Genomic DNA, 16,166 nt, shown 5'->3' on the forward strand with positions numbered 1-16,166 from the left:
TGTCGGCATGTCGAACAACGGGGCCGGCGATGTCCAACTATCAGGCGTTTGAAACACTGCGTGAGCACAAGGCGCGGCTGCACAGCAGCGTGCTGCTGGGCACCGGCGTGGAGCTGGCCGCCTGGTCAAACTGCAACGATCGCGTCACGCAGGAAAGCGCCGATCACCATACCCTGAGCCTGTACGTCGCCGACGGCTATGAGTGCTACCAGCAGGTGCCGGGCGGCTGGCGCAACGGCGGCGGGCCGGATCGGTTCTGCATCATGCCGCGCCAATACGCCTCCACCTGGGACGTGCGCAGCGATCTGTCGTTCGTGCATCTGTATTGCACCGACGGGCATCTGCGGCAGCTGGCGGAGCAGACCTGGGATCGCAGCCCGGCGGCGATCAACGTAGAGCCGCGCAGCTTCGGCGAAGATCCGCAGATCACGCTGCTGTATCGCCAGTTTTTGCTTAACTGCGACTGGCGGGACAGCGCCAATCTGCTGGCGCTCAGCAGCGCGTCTAACCTGCTGATGTCGCATCTGATCCAGCGTTACAGCCAGCTGCAGTGGAAGCTGCCGCAGGCGCGCGGCGGCCTGGCGCCTGCGGTGGCCAGGCGGGTGCGGGAATATATCGAAAACCACCTCGATCGGCCTTTGCTGTTGGCGGATCTGGCGGCGCAGGCCGGGTTGAGCGAATACCATTTCGCCCGCATGTTCAAGCACGCCACCGGGCTGGCGCCGCACCAGTTTGTGATGCGCGCACGGCTGCAACGCGCGGAACGGCTGCTGCGGCACAGCCAACAGCCGATCACCGAGATCGCGCTGGCGTGCGGCTTCAGCTCCGCCAGCCATTTCAGCAACCGCTTCAAGGCGGCCTATGGATTTGCTCCGCTGCAGGTGCGGCAGGGGCGCTAACCGGAAGGGAGAGCAGCATGGATCAACAATTTGCCGGGCTGGGCGTGTTGTTTGTCGCCGGATTCGGGCCCGTCACGCGTGAGAGCGACGAGAGCAAGGCGTTTTATGTCGAGGCGCTGGGGCTGTCGCTCAAGCCGATGCCGGGCAACGAAACCTATCTGCTGTCGGAGCAAGGCGCGCTGGACGGCGTAAAGCATTTCGCCCTGTGGCCGCTGGCGCAGGCGGCGCAGTCCTGCTTTGGCGACGGTCGCTGGCCGGCGGATCTCGCGGTGCCGCAGGCGTGGATCGAGTTCGACGTGGCCGACATGGCGGCCGCCACCCAGGGGCTGGTCGATCGCGGTTATCGGCTGTTGGTCGCCAATCGCGAAGAGCCGTGGGGGCAGAGCGTTACCCGTTTGCTCAGCCCGGAAGGGTTGCTGGTCGGCGTCACCTATACGCCCTGGCTGCGGTAAACGCCACGCCGTTCGCCGTCGCCTGCTGGCGGTGGGCGGCTTAAGAACAAATACGCATTAGCTTAAAGCGATCTGCGCTATAAACCCATCAAATCCCCGAGTTATATCCTTCCCTGAAAGCAGAAATTCCGTTCATTGCGTAAAAACCAAGGGCCAGAACGCGCTATTGCCATGCCATTTTACGGTGATTTTCCACCGTCTTTTTTTGCCGCCAGGTGCCTGATAGGAATAGAGATTATTCTTATATTTCTGCCAATCGTTAAGAAATGATAATGATTCTCGTTTTCAACCACGGAAAGGAGAAGGAACGATGAAAACAGTGAAGCGAACGGGCATCGCGCTGGCGATAGCCCTGACTTTCCCCCTGGCATTGCCCGCCGCTACGGCGGCGCAACCCTCCCTGACTAACAGTAAGGCGGCAACGATGACGGAAAAACACGGGCAGTTCATTGCGGTCGGTAAAGTGGTGCAGGTGACCTTCGGCGATTTCGCCTTCAAGCTGGATTTTACCGATGACAAGACCATGACCTTCACCGGCATCGGCGAGGCGTCGCAGGGCATCACTGACACCGTGCAATACACTGCGGTGGAGATTCGGCCGAAGGTCTATATGGTCTATTGGCACGAACCTCAGTCCGGCGACAACGTGACGCATATCGAGGACTTTGAGCGCGGCGAGGTGTACACCAACATCGCCGCCAGGGACGGCAGCTTCACCCATCTGAAAGGGCAGTTGAAAATCGTAGGTCACTCAGGAAAATAAGGAGCAGTTATGAAAAAGGCATTGATCACCTGTGCGATCGTCGGCGGCTTGCTGGCGAGTTACCCGGCGCTGTCAACGGATCAGGCGGCGTCTTACAAATCGGCCGGCAAAGGCGGTTATCATCATGCCCAGCAGAAGCTGAAGGTGGTGGAAGATCTGTACGCGGGCTTCTTCAACCGCCACGACATCGGCGTGGCACAGAGGCTGATTGTGGAAAACTACAAGCAGCATAACCCGTTCGTCGGCGACGGCATCAAGCCATTCCTGGATTTCTTCAGCCAGACCTTTAAAGACAATCCGCAGTACAGCGCCAAAATATACCGCAGCGCGGTCAACGGCGATCTGGTCTACGTTCACGTCAAATATCAAAATAACCCGCAGGATCGCGGCACCGCCAGCGTGGATATTTATCGGGTGAACGATCAGGGGAAAATCACCGAGCATTGGGACGTCAATCAGGATGTGCCGGAAAAATCGGCCAACGACAATACCATGTTCTGATCCGCAAGGGCCGCTGCGGCGGCCCTCAACACGCCCGCAACACTTTATTTACTTACATAAATATTAAATGACCGCCGCGTCGAGTAGGCTACGGCCGCCTTTGGCAGTGGTGGCACGGTTGATGGGCGTCATTGTCCCACCACTGCTTGAGGCGTTTCCCCGCATTTCCCGTTATCCCGCGCGTTGATTCTCCACTTTTTTGAACTGATGGCGCAGCTGCAGCGCATTGCAAAGCACCAACACCGCCGTCACCGCGAACACCCAGCGGAACCCCATCATCGCCGAAATGCCCGAACCCAGCAGCGGGCCAACCACGTTGCCCAGGTACATAAAGGATTGGTTATACCCGAAGATGCGCCCGGTCACCTGATCGGAGGAATACTTCAGCAGCAGCGCCTGCACCGCCGGCATCAGTGCGCCGTCGGCGAAGCCAAGCAGGAAGCGCAGAATGCCCAGCTGCAGCGGCGTATTGACCCAGGCCATCACGGCGAACAGGCCGGTGGTGAACAGCAGTGCGGCGATCAGGATGCGTGCGGTGCCGATGCGATCGCCGAGCCGCCCGAGGCGCGGTGCCGAGATCAGCGCCGCAATGCCGGGCACGGCGGCGATCATGCCGCTGACAAAGGCGATATTGCTGACGTCGCCGGACAGCTCGCGGATGAACAGCGTCAGGATCGGGCTGATGGACGAGTTGGCCAGCTGGATCATCAGGGTACAAACGAACAGGGTGACGATCAGTGTTGGATAGGGCAGCGAACGGAACACCGCCTTGCCGCTCAGCTGATCCGCTTTTTTCACCGTGATGCGCCGTTCTTTAATCAGGAACAGCGTCACCAGGAAGCTGACGAACATCAGCCCGGCGGTGACGAAAAACACCACCCGCAGCCCCAGATGATCGGCCATCAGCCCGCCCAAGAGCGGCCCAGCGATCACGCCGGAGATCTGCCCGGTAGAGAGCGTGCCCAGCGCCCAGCCGCTTTTATCGCGCGGCGCCTGCGAGGCGACCAGCGCCATGGCGTTGGGAATATAGCCGGATGTCAGCCCCATCAGCGCGCGCAGCGCGAACAGCTGCCAGACGTTGGTGGCCAGCCCCTGCAGCGCGATGACGATCGCCATGCCCAGCGAGGCGCGCAGCAGCATCAGCTTACGACCTTTGCGGTCGGCCAGGCTGCCCCACAGCGGTGAGACTACCGCCGAGACCAAAAAGGTGCCGCTGAACACCAGCCCGGACCACAGGCTGAGGGATTGCGGATCGCTGACGCCGAGCTGTTCGACGTACAGCGGTAGAAAAGGGAGGATTTGGCTCATCGCCAGCCCTGTGAAGAAACACCCGAGCCAGACCGAGATCAGATTGACTTTCCACGCTTCCATCGGCTTACCGTACCACGTTGAATAAGGAGGGATTTGCTAAGCAAAATAATAATAACACTGCAAATTAATCGGCGAGGGGCAAATGCGTGAGCAAACGTAACCCTGCCGATGCAGTGTCTTTTTTGCTATATATTAATAGCTATATTATCATAGGTAACTAGGTTAAGCCAGAGCGGCGCGGTAGCCAGGAAGGGCACCGCGCGATCCGGCGGTGTGAAAGCAGGGATAAACTGAACGCTAGATTGACGCCAATGAAAAAAGATCACCCTGAAGACGTGACGCTGCTGCGCACGCAGTTAATGTCGCTGGTGCGCCGTATGCGGCGCGAGTCGCGCAGCGACGAAAAATCCTGGGCCCAGCTGATGCTGTTGGGGGCTATCGATCGCCACGGCGGCGAGGCGACGCCGTCGCTGCTGGCGGAATCGGAGCGCATGCGCTCCTCTAACCTGGCGGCCGCGTTGCGTGAGCTGGAGGCCGATGGGCTGCTGGTGCGCACGCCGGATGCCGAAGACAAACGCCGGGTGCGGGTGCGCCTGACGCCCGCCGGGCTGGGCCTGCTGCAGCAAAGCCGCAGCCGGCGCGAGGCTTGGCTGCTGGCGGCGATGGAGAGCTGCCTAAGTGAGCGCGAGCAGGCGCTGTTGATTGAGGCGGGCGCGTTGATGGCGCGGCTGGCGGCGGCGCCGTCAACGGAAACGGAATAATCGACGGGGCGGCCGGTATGGCCGCCCCGCGGCGAGGTTACGGCATCGGCCAATCGACTGGCATGGTGCTGACCACGTCCACGTAGCGATCCCAGGCCGAAGACCAGAATTGGGTGAAGGCTTCCAGGGTCAGGTGGATGCCCATCAGGCCCATCACGAACCAGCAGGCGGTAAATAGGCCCAGGCTGCTGAACATGAACGCCATGCCGTTGCGGCTGGTATTACGGCAAACGACGTTTAACTGGCTGGCGAAGAACATCATCACGGCGCTCAGCAACTCCCAGCGCATCATGACTAAACCGGTGGCAATGGTACTCATCGAACTCGATCCTATGTAACAAAAAGCCGCATCCGGCAGGGCGCCGACAGGGAAATGCGGGGGAATATCGGGAATAGTGTGATTAAGATCACATTGTAGCATTGGGGCGAACGGCGGCTCAATGGGGATTGCGGTGAAAAAATCGCCGACGGTAACATTCCAATATGCTGAAACAGTTATGCTATTTCATTAGCAACCTTTTCATGGGGCGGTGCGCCCGATAACGCTATGCTTGCCGGCTTTTCAGTCCCCTGATTTTGCGGGGAAATGTGACGCAAAAGGTAACGGCACCGCATGGCCCTGTTAAAAGAAAAGATTCGCGACCACTCTGCGGAAGAAAGGCTGTTTATCCGCCGGGCAGGCGTGGCGCTGGCGCTGGTGGCGGTTTGTTTTGGCGCGCTGATCGTCAACCTCTATCGGTTGCAAATCCGCCAGCACGGCTTTTACCAGACGCGCTCCAATCAGAACGACATCAAGATGCTGCCGATCGCCCCCAGCCGCGGGCTGATCTTCGATCGCAATGGCATTCCGCTGGTGCGAAACGTGACACTGTATCGTATTGAGATCACGCCCAGCAAAATCTCCGACATGGCGGCGCTGCTACAGGCGCTGACGCCAATCGTCGACCTGACGCCGGAAGACATCAGCGCGTTTCGCGACGACATGCACCACAACAGCCGCTACAAGCCGGTGACGCTCAAAGCCGGGCTGAGCGACACCGAGGTGGCGCGCTTTGCCGTCAATCAATACCGTTTCGACGGGGTGACGATCGATACCTATCAACAGCGTGAATATCCTTACGGCGCCCAGCTGGCGCACGTGCTGGGCTATGTGTCGAAGATCAACGACAGCGATCTCAAACGCCTGGACAAGGCCGGGCTGAGCGAGAACTATGCCGCCGACCGCAACATCGGCAAACAGGGCATCGAGGCCTATTACGAGTCCGAACTGCACGGCACCACCGGCTATCAGGAGGTGGAGGTGGATAACCACGGGCGCGTGATCCGCCTCCTGAAGGAGCAGCCGCCGAAGGCCGGCAAAAACATCTATCTGACGCTGGATCTGCCGTTGCAGCAGTACATCGAATCGGTGCTGAAGGGGCAGCGCGCCGCGGTGGTGGTCGAAGATCCGCGCGACGGCGGCATCCTGGCGATGGTCTCCAGCCCCAGCTACGATCCCAATCCTTTCGTCAAAGGCATCGGCTATCAGGCCTATAAGGCGCTGCTGACCAACCCGGATTTGCCGCTGATCAACCGCGTCACTCAGGGCTTGTACCCGCCGGCGTCGACGGTGAAGCCCTACATGGCCGTTTCGGCGCTGTTCGCCGGCGTGATCACGCCCACCACCACCTTTTTCGGCGCGCCGACCTGGACGCTGCCCGGCACCGAGCGCCGCTACCGCGACTGGCTGAAAACCGGCCACGGCATGCTCAACGTCACCAAAGCGATCGAGGAGTCCGCCGACACCTTCTTTTATCAGGTGGCATATGAAATGGGCATCGATCGTATCCACCACTGGCTGAGCCAGTTCGGCTACGGCCAGTCCACCGGCATCGATCTGAACGAAGAGTACCGCGGCGTACTGCCGAGCCGCGACTGGAAGCTGAAGGTGCACAAAAAGGGCTGGTATCAGGGGGATACGGTTTCGGTAGGCATCGGCCAGGGATATTGGGTGGCGACGCCGATCCAGATGGTGAAAGCGCTGACCACGCTGATCAATAACGGCCAGGTGAAAACGCCGCATCTGCTGTATTCGCTGCAGCAGGGCAACCGGGTGACGCGCTACCAGCCGCCTGCGCAAGCGGCGCAGATCGGCGATCCCCACTCACCTTATTGGGGCATTGTGCGCAACGGCATGTACGGCATGGCCAACTTGCCGAACGGCACAGGTTACAAACTGTTCCACACCGCGCCGTATCAGATTGCCGCCAAATCCGGCACCTCGCAGGTGTTCAGCCTGAAGCAAAACCAGACCTACAACGCCAAAATGATCCCGGTGCGGCTGCGCGATCACATCTTCTATACGCTGTTCGCGCCTTACAAAACCCCCCGGGTGGCGATGGCGCTGATCCTGGAAAACGGCGGCGGCGACGGCGTGGTGGCGGGGCCGACCGCGCGCGCGATCCTCGACCACATTTTTGACCCGGCCAACGCGCCGCAGCCCGGCGATCAGGTGCAAAGTAAACCGCAGTTAAACGACAGTGCGGATGTGCAACGGTGATGCGGTTTGTTTTTACTTTCTTACAAACTGCAATCTCCTGACCATTTCCGGCAAGGTAGACTGAAATAACACCATAAACCGAATAAAAACGCAGGGTTAACACAACAGTGGCGCCATCGACCAAAAAAAGCGGTAAAACCTATTCTACAGTTCGTTTCGGCTGGATTTGCGCCGGCATGCTGGTCTGTTTTTTTCTGTTGGCGTTCAGGGTCGGCTATCTGCAGCTGCTGGAACACCAGCAACTGGCGGATCAGGCTGACCAGCGCTCGATCCGCACCCAGGTGGTGCCGACCAACCGCGCCATGATCACCGATCGCAATGACGAGGCGCTGGCGGTCAGCGTGTCGTCCAAAGACATCGTGCTGGATCCGAAACACATTCTCGATACCCAGACCGACACCGGTAACGAGCGCTGGCAGAGCATGGCCAACGTGCTGAAGATCCCGCTGGCGGACGTGCAGCATCTGATCCAAAGCAACGCGCATAAGCGTTTCGTCTATCTGGCGCGCAAGGTGGAGGACGACAACGCCGCCTATATCAGCAAACTGCACCTGACCGGCGTCAGCACCGAGCAGGATTTCAGCCGCTTTTATCCGATGGGCCAGGACGCCGCCGGGCTGATCGGCATCGTCGGCCAGGACAATCAGGGTCTGGAGGGCATCGAGCTGGGCTTCAACCCGCTGTTGCAGGGCAAAAACGGCCTGCGGGTCTATCAGAAGGACGGCAGCGGCGCGGTGATCGGCGTGCTAAAAAGCGTGGATCCGGTGCCGCCGCCGAACGTGACGCTCAGCATCGACAAATTTATCCAGTACGTGCTCTATGCGCAGATCCGCGACGGCGTGGTGGCCAACCAGGCCGACTCCGGCTGTGCGGTACTGGTCAAGATCGACACCGGCGAGATCCTCGGCATGGCCAGCTACCCGTCGTTCAACCCGAACAACTATGGCAGCACCCCGGCGAAAGACATTCGCAACGTGTGCAGCAGCGACAGCTTCGAACCGGGCTCGACGGTGAAACCGGTGGTGGTGATGGTGGGGCTGGAGCATAAGTTGATCCGGCCGGATACGGTGCTGGACACCACGCCGTATCGGGTGAACGGTCACCTGATCAAAGACGTCGGCCACTGGTCGAAGCTGACCATCACCGGCGTGCTGCAAAAATCGAGCGACATCGCAGTATCGCACATTGCGCTGGCGCTGCCGGCCACGGTGCTGCCGGCGGTCTATCGCAGCTTTGGCCTGGGGCGGCCGACGGAGCTTGGCATCGGCAACGAGAGCAGCGGCTACCTGCCGCAGCACCGCGAACGCTGGGCCGATATCGAACGCGCTACCTTCTCCTTCGGCTATGGGCTGCGCGTGACGCCGCTGCAGATGGCGCGCGAGTACGCCGCTATCGGTTCCTTCGGCATTTATCGGCCGCTGTCGATCACCAAGGTGACGCCGCCGGTGATGGGGCAACGTATTCTGCCGGCGGATACGGTACGGTCCGTGGTGCATATGATGGAGAGCGACGCCTTGCCGGGCGGCAGCGGGGTAAGCGCCGCGGTGCCGGGTTACCGGCTGGCGATCAAAACAGGTACCGCCGAGAAAATGGGCCCGAGCGGCAAATACGACGGCGGCTACATCAACTACACCGCCGGCGTGGCGCCGGCCAGCGATCCGCAGGTGGCGCTGGTGGTGATGGTCAACAACCCGAAAGCCGGCAAGCACTTCGGCGGTTCGGTGGCCGGGCCGGTGTTCGGCAAGATTATGGCCCAGGTGCTGGAGCACATGAATATTCTGCCGGACGCCCAGCCGCTTAACGTGGTGTCGTCGGTCAAGGGGTGATGATTTAAGCGGGAAATATTGGGCCAGAGAATCTCTGGCCCAATATTTAATACAACGAGTTTGACGTGCGCGTTATTTCCCTTGGGTTGCCCACCATTTCGCTACGCAAGCATTGGGTGCCTGAATAGTTTTACCTTCTTTGGTGACATAAGGTACCGGTGAGTAGATTCTTGAGCAGTAGCCTGCCGGGCGTTCGGTAGCATTAACGGTGAGAGGGAGGCTAACGGTGGTGGCTAAAATCGCTGTGAGCAGCATCAGATTTGATAACTTCATCATTCTTCCTTAATTAATGAAAATAGAGTCCCATGCTTGCCGTTACACGACGAGCGCTAATGAGAGTATTAATTTGTTGGTATAACGTCTACGGCAGATTTCATTATGGATGCGCCCTGATTCATTGATTGATATTTATATTGAATATTTATATCAACATCTAAAAACAACATTTATTTTCCCGAACGCAATTGCTGTCTTTCATTGAAATAAATGTTCCAACAAGCGGTTAGCTGGGCTCAAGGTAATGCTTCAGCGCCTGCAGATCGGCGTTCACCAGCCCGGCGTCGCGGGCGAACAGCGCATCGTCCATATCCGGTTGGCGGAACAGGGTGAAGATCACCTCTGTGCCGCGCCGGTTGGCGAGCGCGCGCAGCGGCACGTAGACCACACCGCCGTCCGGCAGCGTCACCCAATGATCCAGCACGCCGAAGGCATTTGGCGCGCTGAAGCGAATGTGGATCCGCCCCTGCGGGGTGTCCGCCACCCAGTCTTCATCTTCTCGCCGCAAGCTGTTGGCTAACCCTTTGGCCCACAAGGGGAAGTTTTTCGGCTGGCTGAGAAAGGCATACACCTCGTCACAAGGGTGGTTGATGGTAACATGCAGCGTTTGTGCGCTCAGCATCGTGGTTTCTCCGGTTGGCGGCGATACTTCAGTGTAGATCCCGCCGCGCTTAGAAGTAGTAACCGATGTTCACGTTGGTGCGAAAATACCATTTATTGCTGCCGGAGGACTGGGTGCCGGTCCAGCCGGTGGCGTTTTCTACGCCGCCCCACGGGTTGGCGTTCTGCGCCCAGGTCAGATCCACCCACAGCATCACCGGCATGGCGAACACTTGTACCCCCAGCGTGTTCATTTTAGAGTCGGAGCCGCCGTGCCTGTCCTTCCAGAGCACGCTGTAATCGTTGTAGAACCGCAGCTTTTTCACCGGCCCCCAGGGCACGTCGACGTCGCGCGCCAGGTTGATGGCGGCGGTGGTGGCCTGCGACGGGATCAGATAGGCCGGCGTCAGGCCGTTGCCCCCCATCAGGATCACCGAATTGTTGGCCCCAGCCGGGCCTTTGGCATCGTAACCGTAGCGGATCACCTGGCCGGACAGATGCCAGGGATCGTAATTCACCAGCGTATGTAAACCCGCCGCCCAGAAGCTGCCGTTATCGCCGGTCGCCTGGTTATAGAGCCGCGAAGCCGCCAGCGAACCGCCGAGCTCATTGTCCCAGCCGCCCAGATGGAAAGCGCGCGTCAGCCGCAGGTTTACCTGATCGCGTTTTTCGTTGCGCTGCAGGTGCTGCGACGCAAAGTTGGTGTTTTTCAGGTCGTCGTAGCTGGCGACGTCGGGGGCATAACGCACGCCGGTCGGCATCATGCGCGGGTAGTAGGCGGCGTCGAAGGCCCAATCGTCATGCTGGTATTGGTATTTGGCGCCCAGCCCGGTGTTGACGCCGAAGCCGAGGTAAAACGGAATGCCGTACGACCAGCCGAACTGCGGGTAGGGCATCAGGCCGAACGGTTTGAACGGTGCGCCAAGCTGCACGGCGGAACGCTCAGACAGGTGGTAGCCGACATAGGCGCGATCGATGGCGTATTTGCGCCGATCCTGAAACCAGAATCCGCTATCGTAAAACGCGTCGTTTACCTGGCCGGCGGCATCGATGCGAAAGGCGTCAAAGCGTAAATGCGGAGGATTTCGATAATTGCTGCTGTGCCAATCTTCATAGCGATAATTGGCGCGCAGCGCGCCGCCGATATCAATATTCTTTTTATTATCCTCGCTTTGCCAATGAATATGCGGAAATGCCGGGCGGCTTTTTTTTACCGGCGCCGCGGTGGCGGCAGCGTCGTTGGGCAATGCGACGGCAGCCGCATAACTCACTGGTGAAACAAGAAAAAAACAAAGCGTAATCTTGCGCATGCCTGGCCCCTGAAGCAAGTAGACTGTTTATTAAGGCGAGCGAGTTTCACCTGTGAACAAGGTGTTTACGCGCATCGGTTTTATATTTGAGACGATTTTATCGAGCGTTTCATATATTAAATTCAATGTCGGTTAATATATGAAGCTTTGTTTCTTGTTTAATGAAAAAACTATAATTCCGGTATTAAACAAGTCAAGAAATAAAAATGAGAGTTGACGAGCAATGCCGATTATTAGCTCGTCTTGGTCTGCGGGGGCGACACCAGGCAGGCTGAAATAATAGTGTCATCAATGCCCGTTAGACTCGCGTCATCCTGGTATTACTGACTAAAAATCATGAGCATAAAACTGACACTGGGCCGCAGGGTAAAATCTGCGGCGGCGCTGCCGCGCGCGTTTGGCTTCGGCCAGATCATGGGCTTATTAAGCGGCGTAATTTGCGTTATCGCGCTATTTTCTCTGCTGCAATTGTTTTCCACCGTATTTATTTCCAATATTCTGCGCGACGCCAAGGTTAACCTGGTGGCGGGCGATGCGCTGCATCGCCAACAGGCGACGATGGATCGCGCCAGACTGTCTCTGCTGACGGCCAGCGACAGTCTGAACCGTGCGGGCATCTATTACCTGCAGGACAAAGCCACCGGCTCCGACGGCAGTTGGCACAGCCTGCTGGATGAGTCGTTGGCAGCGTTGCAGGCTTCAGCGCAGGCCTTCACCCAGTTCGAGCGTTTGAGCGCGGAGGCGCCCGAGGCGGCGGGCGCCCTGAAAGACAGCTATCGCCTGTTCTATGACGGCCTGAAAGAGCAGGCGCAGGGGTTACAGGACAACAGCATCGATGCGTTTTTCGCCGTGCCGATCCAGGCATTTCAGGCGGATTTCAACGAGAAGTATCTCGCTTACCAGGCGCTGAACGAACGGCGTGGCGATGACGTCAAGGTACGGCAATTGGCGGCGCTGGAGCAGGCGAGGACCTTTGCGCTCGGCGCGCTGGCCACGCTGGCGCTGATCGCCGTGGGGGTATGGTTCGGTGTTTCTCGTTGGGTGATCGCGCCGTTGCAGCGGGCGATCGCACACCTCAACGTGCTGGCCGCCGGCGATCTTTCGCGGCCGCTGCCACCTGAGCGGGCGTTCAATCGTGAAATGCGTCAGTTGCAGACCAGCATGGGCCATATGCAGGGCGGTCTGCAGCGCCTGGTGAGCGAGGTGCGCGATGCGGCGAGCGGGATCCTGAACGGCGTCGAGCGGCTGGCGGACGGCAATCGACAGTTGACGGCGCAGTCGGCGAAGCAGGACGGCGAATTGCAGTTGGCGACCGAGCACGTACAGCAGTTGGCGGCGCGGGTGGAGGAAAACGGCCAATATGCGCAGCAGGCCAGCCAACGAACCGAACAGGCCCGGCAGTGCGCCGGCGCCGGTGAACAGATGATGCAAACCGTCAATGTTTCGATGCAAGGGATCGTCAACCAATCGGCCGAGATGCGCGGCATCGTCGCGCTGATCGACAGCGTGGCGTTCCAGACCAATATTCTGGCGCTGAATGCGGCGATCGAGGCGGCGCACGCCGGCGTTCATGGCCGCGGCTTTGCCATCGTGGCCAAAGAGGTGGGCCTGTTAGCGCAAAAGAGCAGCCACTCGACGCGCGATATTCAGCAGTTGATCAACCGTTCGCTGCAGCAAATCGATCAAGGTTCGCAGGCGGTGGATCTGCTGACGGGCAACCTGCGCCAGATTATCGATCTGGTGAACAAATGCAGCGCGTTGATGGGGGAAATCTCCCTGGCGTCGCTCAATCAGGGAGAGAGCATTCAAGACGTGACGGCGCGCATTGCGGCGCTGAACCAAGTGGCGCGGCAAACCGGCACGGTGGTAAGCGCGGTGACCGAAGCTTCGCAGCTGTTGCAGGGCGAGTCGGAACGGTTAGAAAACGCAATGGCGCGCTTCAGGCTGCCTGCGCAATAAATAACCCTGACGCAGATTAATGAATAATAAAGCTGCGCTTAACGTTATTTATTATTTTTCATACCCAGAGAAAGTTCTGCGGTTAAATAAAAGAACAGGCCGGTGTTTATGGGTTAAAAAAACGCCGGCCTGCAGAGATTATTTTTGACGGGATGATTAACGGCTGGTCTGGTGGCCGATAATGCCGCCGAGCGCTGCGCCGCCAAGGGTGCCCAGCGTGCTGCCGTCGGTCAGTACCGCGCCGCCGACGGCGCCCACGCCCGCGCCGATCGCCGTGTTGCGATCGCGATTGGACATATGTCCACATGCGGTAACGGAAAGCGTCGCCATCACCACCACCAATACACCTGCGGCACGTTTAATATTCATAATGAGTTCCTGGTAAATTGACTGATTAATGGATTAAAAATAATCCGATTAATCCGCCGGTAGAAGTTGGGATGAATGTATTCCTCTGCAAGAAAATCGAACAGGTAAAAATTCTTAATTTTGCGGCGGTGAAAAGCGATTGCTCGCCGAATGTGCGGCCGCCGATAAAATCGTGGGTCTATACTGGAAAGACGCCTCGCGGGGGGCGGGGCGCACACTCTGGAGGCCGCCATGTCCGATCTCGTTTCCGCATCCGGCAAACCGGTGAAAATCCCCGGCCCGGACCACCCGATCACCTTGACCCGTCATCCGGCGCGGGTTGTCGTGCGTGCCGCCGGGCAAACCCTGGCCGACAGCCGCAACGCGCTCATCCTGCAGGAAGCCACCTATCCGCCGGTGTTTTACTTTCCGCGTGAGGACGTGAATAGGGCGCTGTTGCAGAAAAATGAGCACGTCAGCTACTGCCCTTATAAGGGTGACTGCAGTTATTTCTCCTGCGTGTTGAACGGCGAGCAGGGGGCCAATGTGGCCTGGAGCTATGAAATGCCCTATAACGCCGTGCTGGCAATCAAGGATCATCTGGCATTTTATCCCGATAAAGTGGCGGAGATCCGTACCGAAGCGTGAGCCGCAGCGGGCATCGGGCGGGGGCAGGTTGACATTCTCATTATCCCTACTCATTATGTGTATTACCGGGAATTGATACGCTTTCCTTATGTTTTAATCCGACATAAACGAAACTCTGAGCAGGTGCCAAGGTGTCTACCTCTACGCGATTTGCCGTTGCCATCCACATTCTGACCAACATCACGCTGTGTCGCGGCCAGACGGTGCGTTCCGAAGATATCGCGCGCAGCGTCAACACCAACCCGACGGTGGTGCGCCGCATCCTCGGCGCACTGGCGGAGGCCGGGCTGACCTATTCACAGATGGGACAAGGTGGCGGGGCGCTGCTGGCGCGGCCGGCGGAAGCGATCTCGCTGCTGGACGTGTATCGCGCGGTAGAGGATCAACCGTATTTCATGCTGCACCGTGCCCGGCCTAACGATGCGTGCTATATCGGCCACGCCATTACCCCGGTGCTGGAGCAAGAGTTCGAGCGCGTTGGTCACGCGTTGGAAGCCAGCCTGGCGCAAACCAGCATCGCCGAAATGGCCGGGCAGGTCGAGCGGCGCGCAGGCTATCCTTTTGTCCCTTGTTCACCGCAATATCAAGCGGATACGCAATAAAAAAACACGCCAATCCCTGCCTCGCGCAGAGCATTTTTTGCATTGCGTTAATGTAATTGTGTAAGTTACATTAGCTCGCATCAAGTGTGATGTAGCTCACGTTTTAGACTGCCTCCCCACGATACTCAACCGATTGGCCGGAAACCTTTTCTTCCGGCACAGATTCGCTGTGCTTATAAACCAGGAGAGAACGATGTTAGAAATGATTGAAAGCTTGGCCACCGTGGTGGTCCTGGTGCCGGTAATGGTGGCCGTCTTGCTCGGCGCGATTTACGGCCTGGGTGAAGTGTTCAACGTCTTTTCCGCTATCGGCCGCAAAAACGGCTGATGGCACGCCAGGGGGCGGCTCTCGTCCTCCGGCTCCCCCCGCATTTTCCTGCCCCATCCTTGTTCCCTGGCGTAAATCCCCCTCTAATCCCGAAAAAGCCGGGCGCTCAGCGTATCGATGAACACCCTGAGTTTCGGCGTCAGATGCTTGCTGGAAGGCCACAGAACTTTAAAGCTGCCGCTGTGGTGACAATGCTCGGACAAGATCGCTTGCAATCGCCCCTGTTCCCGCGCGCGCTTCACGGCAAAATCCGGCAAACAGGCAATGCCTTGGCCGCTTTCCGCCAGGTAAATCAGGGTATCGACGGTGTTGCAGACCAGCCGGGCATTGATCCCCTCGGCGAGCAGCTTTTCCCATCCGGCGATCGGCCAGGGTTCCACTTTGCCGGTCGAGGGAAATTTGTACAGCAGGCAGGCATGGCCTTGCAGTTCCGCCGGTTGATGCGGGATCCCCATCTGGCGCAAATAATCCGGCGAGGCCACCAGTTGCAGATGAAACGTGCCCAGCTGGCGGCTCATCAGCCGTGAATCCTCGGTCTCGCCGACGCGAACCACGGCATCAAAGCCGTCTTCGATGACATCGACCCGACGGTCGGAAAAATCGGTTTCCAGCTCAATCTCCGGGTAACGCCGGACAAATTCCGCCAGCACCGGATTCAACAGGCCGCCCACCTGCGGCAAACTGACGCGCAGCTTGCCGCGCGGCGCGCTGTGCGTATCGCTGATTTCCCGTTCCGCTGCCGCTAATTCCCCGAGAATACGCTGGCAGCGGAGCAGAAACAGCCGGCCTTCGGCGGTCAACGTCATGCTGCGCGTGCTGCGGTGGAACAGGCGTGCACCCAGCCGATTTTCCAGGCGGGCGATGCTTTTCCCCACCGCGGAAGCGGAAATGCCGAGCACGCGGCCGGCCTCAACGAAACTCAGCGTCTCGGCGGCCTGCACAAAGACGCTCACCCCAGACAGATTATCCATTGCTTACCCCATTACGGACGTGAATGTCCGCTATGAAAGGAAATCTAGCCTGTTTTTCCGTTAATCGCCACG

General features: G+C 58.8%; 18 protein-coding genes. 11 read left to right on the forward strand and 7 right to left on the reverse strand.

The window, feature by feature from the left end; translation table 11 throughout:
• Positions 1-29: 29 nt before the first annotated feature.
• The 4 genes from QDT79_RS15810 (at position 30) to QDT79_RS15825 (ending at position 2,615) form a co-directional block, all read left to right on the forward strand.
• A complete protein-coding gene (locus QDT79_RS15810; protein WP_107226153.1) occupies positions 30-899 on the forward strand; it encodes a helix-turn-helix domain-containing protein in 870 nt (289 codons plus the stop codon).
• 17 nt (positions 900-916) lie between these two features.
• On the forward strand, positions 917-1,351 hold the full coding sequence (locus tag QDT79_RS15815) for a VOC family protein (protein ID WP_308316722.1): 435 nt from the start codon (positions 917-919) through the stop codon (positions 1,349-1,351).
• A gap of 310 nt (positions 1,352-1,661) precedes the next feature.
• A complete protein-coding gene (locus tag QDT79_RS15820) occupies positions 1,662-2,114 on the forward strand; it encodes a MoaF-related domain-containing protein (RefSeq protein ID WP_242512562.1) in 453 nt (150 codons plus the stop codon).
• A gap of 9 nt (positions 2,115-2,123) precedes the next feature.
• The gene (locus QDT79_RS15825; RefSeq protein ID WP_047727596.1) at positions 2,124-2,615 is read left to right on the forward strand and encodes a nuclear transport factor 2 family protein; all 492 of its coding nucleotides are present in this window, start codon (positions 2,124-2,126) and stop codon (positions 2,613-2,615) included.
• A gap of 171 nt (positions 2,616-2,786) precedes the next feature.
• Here QDT79_RS15825 and QDT79_RS15830 read toward each other — a convergent pair whose 3' ends face one another.
• Positions 2,787-3,986, reverse strand: coding sequence for a multidrug efflux MFS transporter (locus QDT79_RS15830; protein WP_063989820.1), 1,200 nt, complete (start codon positions 3,984-3,986; stop codon positions 2,787-2,789).
• Between the two features lie 251 nt (positions 3,987-4,237).
• On the opposite strand from QDT79_RS15830, the gene QDT79_RS15835 reads away from it, so the two are divergent.
• Positions 4,238-4,687 carry a MarR family winged helix-turn-helix transcriptional regulator gene (locus QDT79_RS15835; RefSeq protein WP_107226156.1) on the forward strand — a complete coding sequence of 150 codons (450 nt, stop codon included), beginning with the start codon at positions 4,238-4,240 and terminating at the stop codon, positions 4,685-4,687.
• Positions 4,688-4,724: 37 nt separating this feature from the next.
• On the opposite strand, the gene QDT79_RS15840 is transcribed toward QDT79_RS15835, so the two are convergent.
• A complete protein-coding gene (locus QDT79_RS15840) occupies positions 4,725-5,006 on the reverse strand; it encodes a YjcB family protein (protein ID WP_130018272.1) in 282 nt (93 codons plus the stop codon).
• A 294-nt stretch (positions 5,007-5,300) separates the two neighbouring features.
• On the opposite strand from QDT79_RS15840, the gene mrdA2 reads away from it, so the two are divergent.
• Both mrdA2 and QDT79_RS15850 read left to right on the forward strand, forming a co-directional pair.
• Positions 5,301-7,226 (forward strand): peptidoglycan DD-transpeptidase MrdA2, encoded by a 1,926-nt coding sequence (gene mrdA2, locus QDT79_RS15845; protein ID WP_308316723.1) that lies wholly within the window; start codon positions 5,301-5,303, stop codon positions 7,224-7,226.
• Positions 7,227-7,333: 107 nt separating this feature from the next.
• Entirely contained in the window at positions 7,334-9,052 is a 1,719-nt protein-coding gene (locus tag QDT79_RS15850) for a penicillin-binding transpeptidase domain-containing protein (protein ID WP_038875183.1), read from the forward strand.
• Positions 9,053-9,124: 72 nt separating this feature from the next.
• Here QDT79_RS15850 and QDT79_RS15855 read toward each other — a convergent pair whose 3' ends face one another.
• From QDT79_RS15855 to QDT79_RS15865, 3 genes are all read right to left on the reverse strand, one after another.
• On the reverse strand, positions 9,125-9,328 hold the full coding sequence (locus QDT79_RS15855; RefSeq protein ID WP_254623412.1) for a hypothetical protein: 204 nt from the start codon (positions 9,326-9,328) through the stop codon (positions 9,125-9,127).
• Between the two features lie 226 nt (positions 9,329-9,554).
• Positions 9,555-9,950 carry an SRPBCC family protein gene (locus tag QDT79_RS15860; RefSeq protein WP_308316724.1) on the reverse strand — a complete coding sequence of 132 codons (396 nt, stop codon included), beginning with the start codon at positions 9,948-9,950 and terminating at the stop codon, positions 9,555-9,557.
• A 49-nt stretch (positions 9,951-9,999) separates the two neighbouring features.
• Entirely contained in the window at positions 10,000-11,238 is a 1,239-nt protein-coding gene (locus QDT79_RS15865; protein WP_308316725.1) for a putative porin, read from the reverse strand.
• A 414-nt stretch (positions 11,239-11,652) separates the two neighbouring features.
• On the opposite strand from QDT79_RS15865, the gene QDT79_RS15870 reads away from it, so the two are divergent.
• Complete coding sequence (locus tag QDT79_RS15870; RefSeq protein WP_308317187.1) at positions 11,653-13,197, forward strand: methyl-accepting chemotaxis protein; 1,545 nt, start codon at positions 11,653-11,655, stop codon at positions 13,195-13,197.
• A 156-nt stretch (positions 13,198-13,353) separates the two neighbouring features.
• On the opposite strand, the gene osmB is transcribed toward QDT79_RS15870, so the two are convergent.
• A complete protein-coding gene (gene osmB / locus QDT79_RS15875; protein ID WP_004940700.1) occupies positions 13,354-13,566 on the reverse strand; it encodes an osmotically-inducible lipoprotein OsmB in 213 nt (70 codons plus the stop codon).
• 231 nt (positions 13,567-13,797) lie between these two features.
• Between osmB and QDT79_RS15880 the strand changes: the two genes are divergently transcribed.
• From QDT79_RS15880 to QDT79_RS15890, 3 genes are all read left to right on the forward strand, one after another.
• Positions 13,798-14,193 (forward strand): DUF427 domain-containing protein, encoded by a 396-nt coding sequence (locus tag QDT79_RS15880; protein ID WP_063989825.1) that lies wholly within the window; start codon positions 13,798-13,800, stop codon positions 14,191-14,193.
• A 131-nt stretch (positions 14,194-14,324) separates the two neighbouring features.
• Positions 14,325-14,795, forward strand: coding sequence for an Rrf2 family transcriptional regulator (locus QDT79_RS15885; protein ID WP_063989826.1), 471 nt, complete (start codon positions 14,325-14,327; stop codon positions 14,793-14,795).
• A 193-nt stretch (positions 14,796-14,988) separates the two neighbouring features.
• The gene (locus QDT79_RS15890; RefSeq protein ID WP_033643027.1) at positions 14,989-15,123 is read left to right on the forward strand and encodes an AcrZ family multidrug efflux pump-associated protein; all 135 of its coding nucleotides are present in this window, start codon (positions 14,989-14,991) and stop codon (positions 15,121-15,123) included.
• An 83-nt stretch (positions 15,124-15,206) separates the two neighbouring features.
• Here QDT79_RS15890 and QDT79_RS15895 read toward each other — a convergent pair whose 3' ends face one another.
• Positions 15,207-16,094 carry a LysR family transcriptional regulator gene (locus QDT79_RS15895; RefSeq protein ID WP_063989827.1) on the reverse strand — a complete coding sequence of 296 codons (888 nt, stop codon included), beginning with the start codon at positions 16,092-16,094 and terminating at the stop codon, positions 15,207-15,209.
• Positions 16,095-16,166 lie beyond the last annotated feature (72 nt).

The organism is Serratia marcescens (assembly GCF_029846115.1).
Classification (GTDB): domain Bacteria; phylum Pseudomonadota; class Gammaproteobacteria; order Enterobacterales; family Enterobacteriaceae; genus Serratia; species Serratia marcescens_L.

Coding starts and splice junctions, on each gene's coding strand:
- QDT79_RS15810 (WP_107226153.1), top strand. CDS start 30: ATGTCCAACTATCAGGCGTTTGAAACACTGCGTGAGCACAAGGCGCGG.
- QDT79_RS15815 (WP_308316722.1), top strand. CDS start 917: ATGGATCAACAATTTGCCGGGCTGGGCGTGTTGTTTGTCGCCGGATTC.
- QDT79_RS15820 (WP_242512562.1), top strand. CDS start 1,662: ATGAAAACAGTGAAGCGAACGGGCATCGCGCTGGCGATAGCCCTGACT.
- QDT79_RS15825 (WP_047727596.1), top strand. CDS start 2,124: ATGAAAAAGGCATTGATCACCTGTGCGATCGTCGGCGGCTTGCTGGCG.
- QDT79_RS15830 (WP_063989820.1), bottom strand. CDS start 3,986: ATGGAAGCGTGGAAAGTCAATCTGATCTCGGTCTGGCTCGGGTGTTTC.
- QDT79_RS15835 (WP_107226156.1), top strand. CDS start 4,238: ATGAAAAAAGATCACCCTGAAGACGTGACGCTGCTGCGCACGCAGTTA.
- QDT79_RS15840 (WP_130018272.1), bottom strand. CDS start 5,006: ATGAGTACCATTGCCACCGGTTTAGTCATGATGCGCTGGGAGTTGCTG.
- mrdA2 (WP_308316723.1), top strand. CDS start 5,301: ATGGCCCTGTTAAAAGAAAAGATTCGCGACCACTCTGCGGAAGAAAGG.
- QDT79_RS15855 (WP_254623412.1), bottom strand. CDS start 9,328: ATGATGAAGTTATCAAATCTGATGCTGCTCACAGCGATTTTAGCCACC.
- QDT79_RS15860 (WP_308316724.1), bottom strand. CDS start 9,950: ATGCTGAGCGCACAAACGCTGCATGTTACCATCAACCACCCTTGTGAC.
- QDT79_RS15865 (WP_308316725.1), bottom strand. CDS start 11,238: ATGCGCAAGATTACGCTTTGTTTTTTTCTTGTTTCACCAGTGAGTTAT.
- QDT79_RS15870 (WP_308317187.1), top strand. CDS start 11,653: ATGGGCTTATTAAGCGGCGTAATTTGCGTTATCGCGCTATTTTCTCTG.
- osmB (WP_004940700.1), bottom strand. CDS start 13,566: ATGAATATTAAACGTGCCGCAGGTGTATTGGTGGTGGTGATGGCGACG.
- QDT79_RS15880 (WP_063989825.1), top strand. CDS start 13,798: ATGTCCGATCTCGTTTCCGCATCCGGCAAACCGGTGAAAATCCCCGGC.
- QDT79_RS15890 (WP_033643027.1), top strand. CDS start 14,989: ATGTTAGAAATGATTGAAAGCTTGGCCACCGTGGTGGTCCTGGTGCCG.
- QDT79_RS15895 (WP_063989827.1), bottom strand. CDS start 16,094: ATGGATAATCTGTCTGGGGTGAGCGTCTTTGTGCAGGCCGCCGAGACG.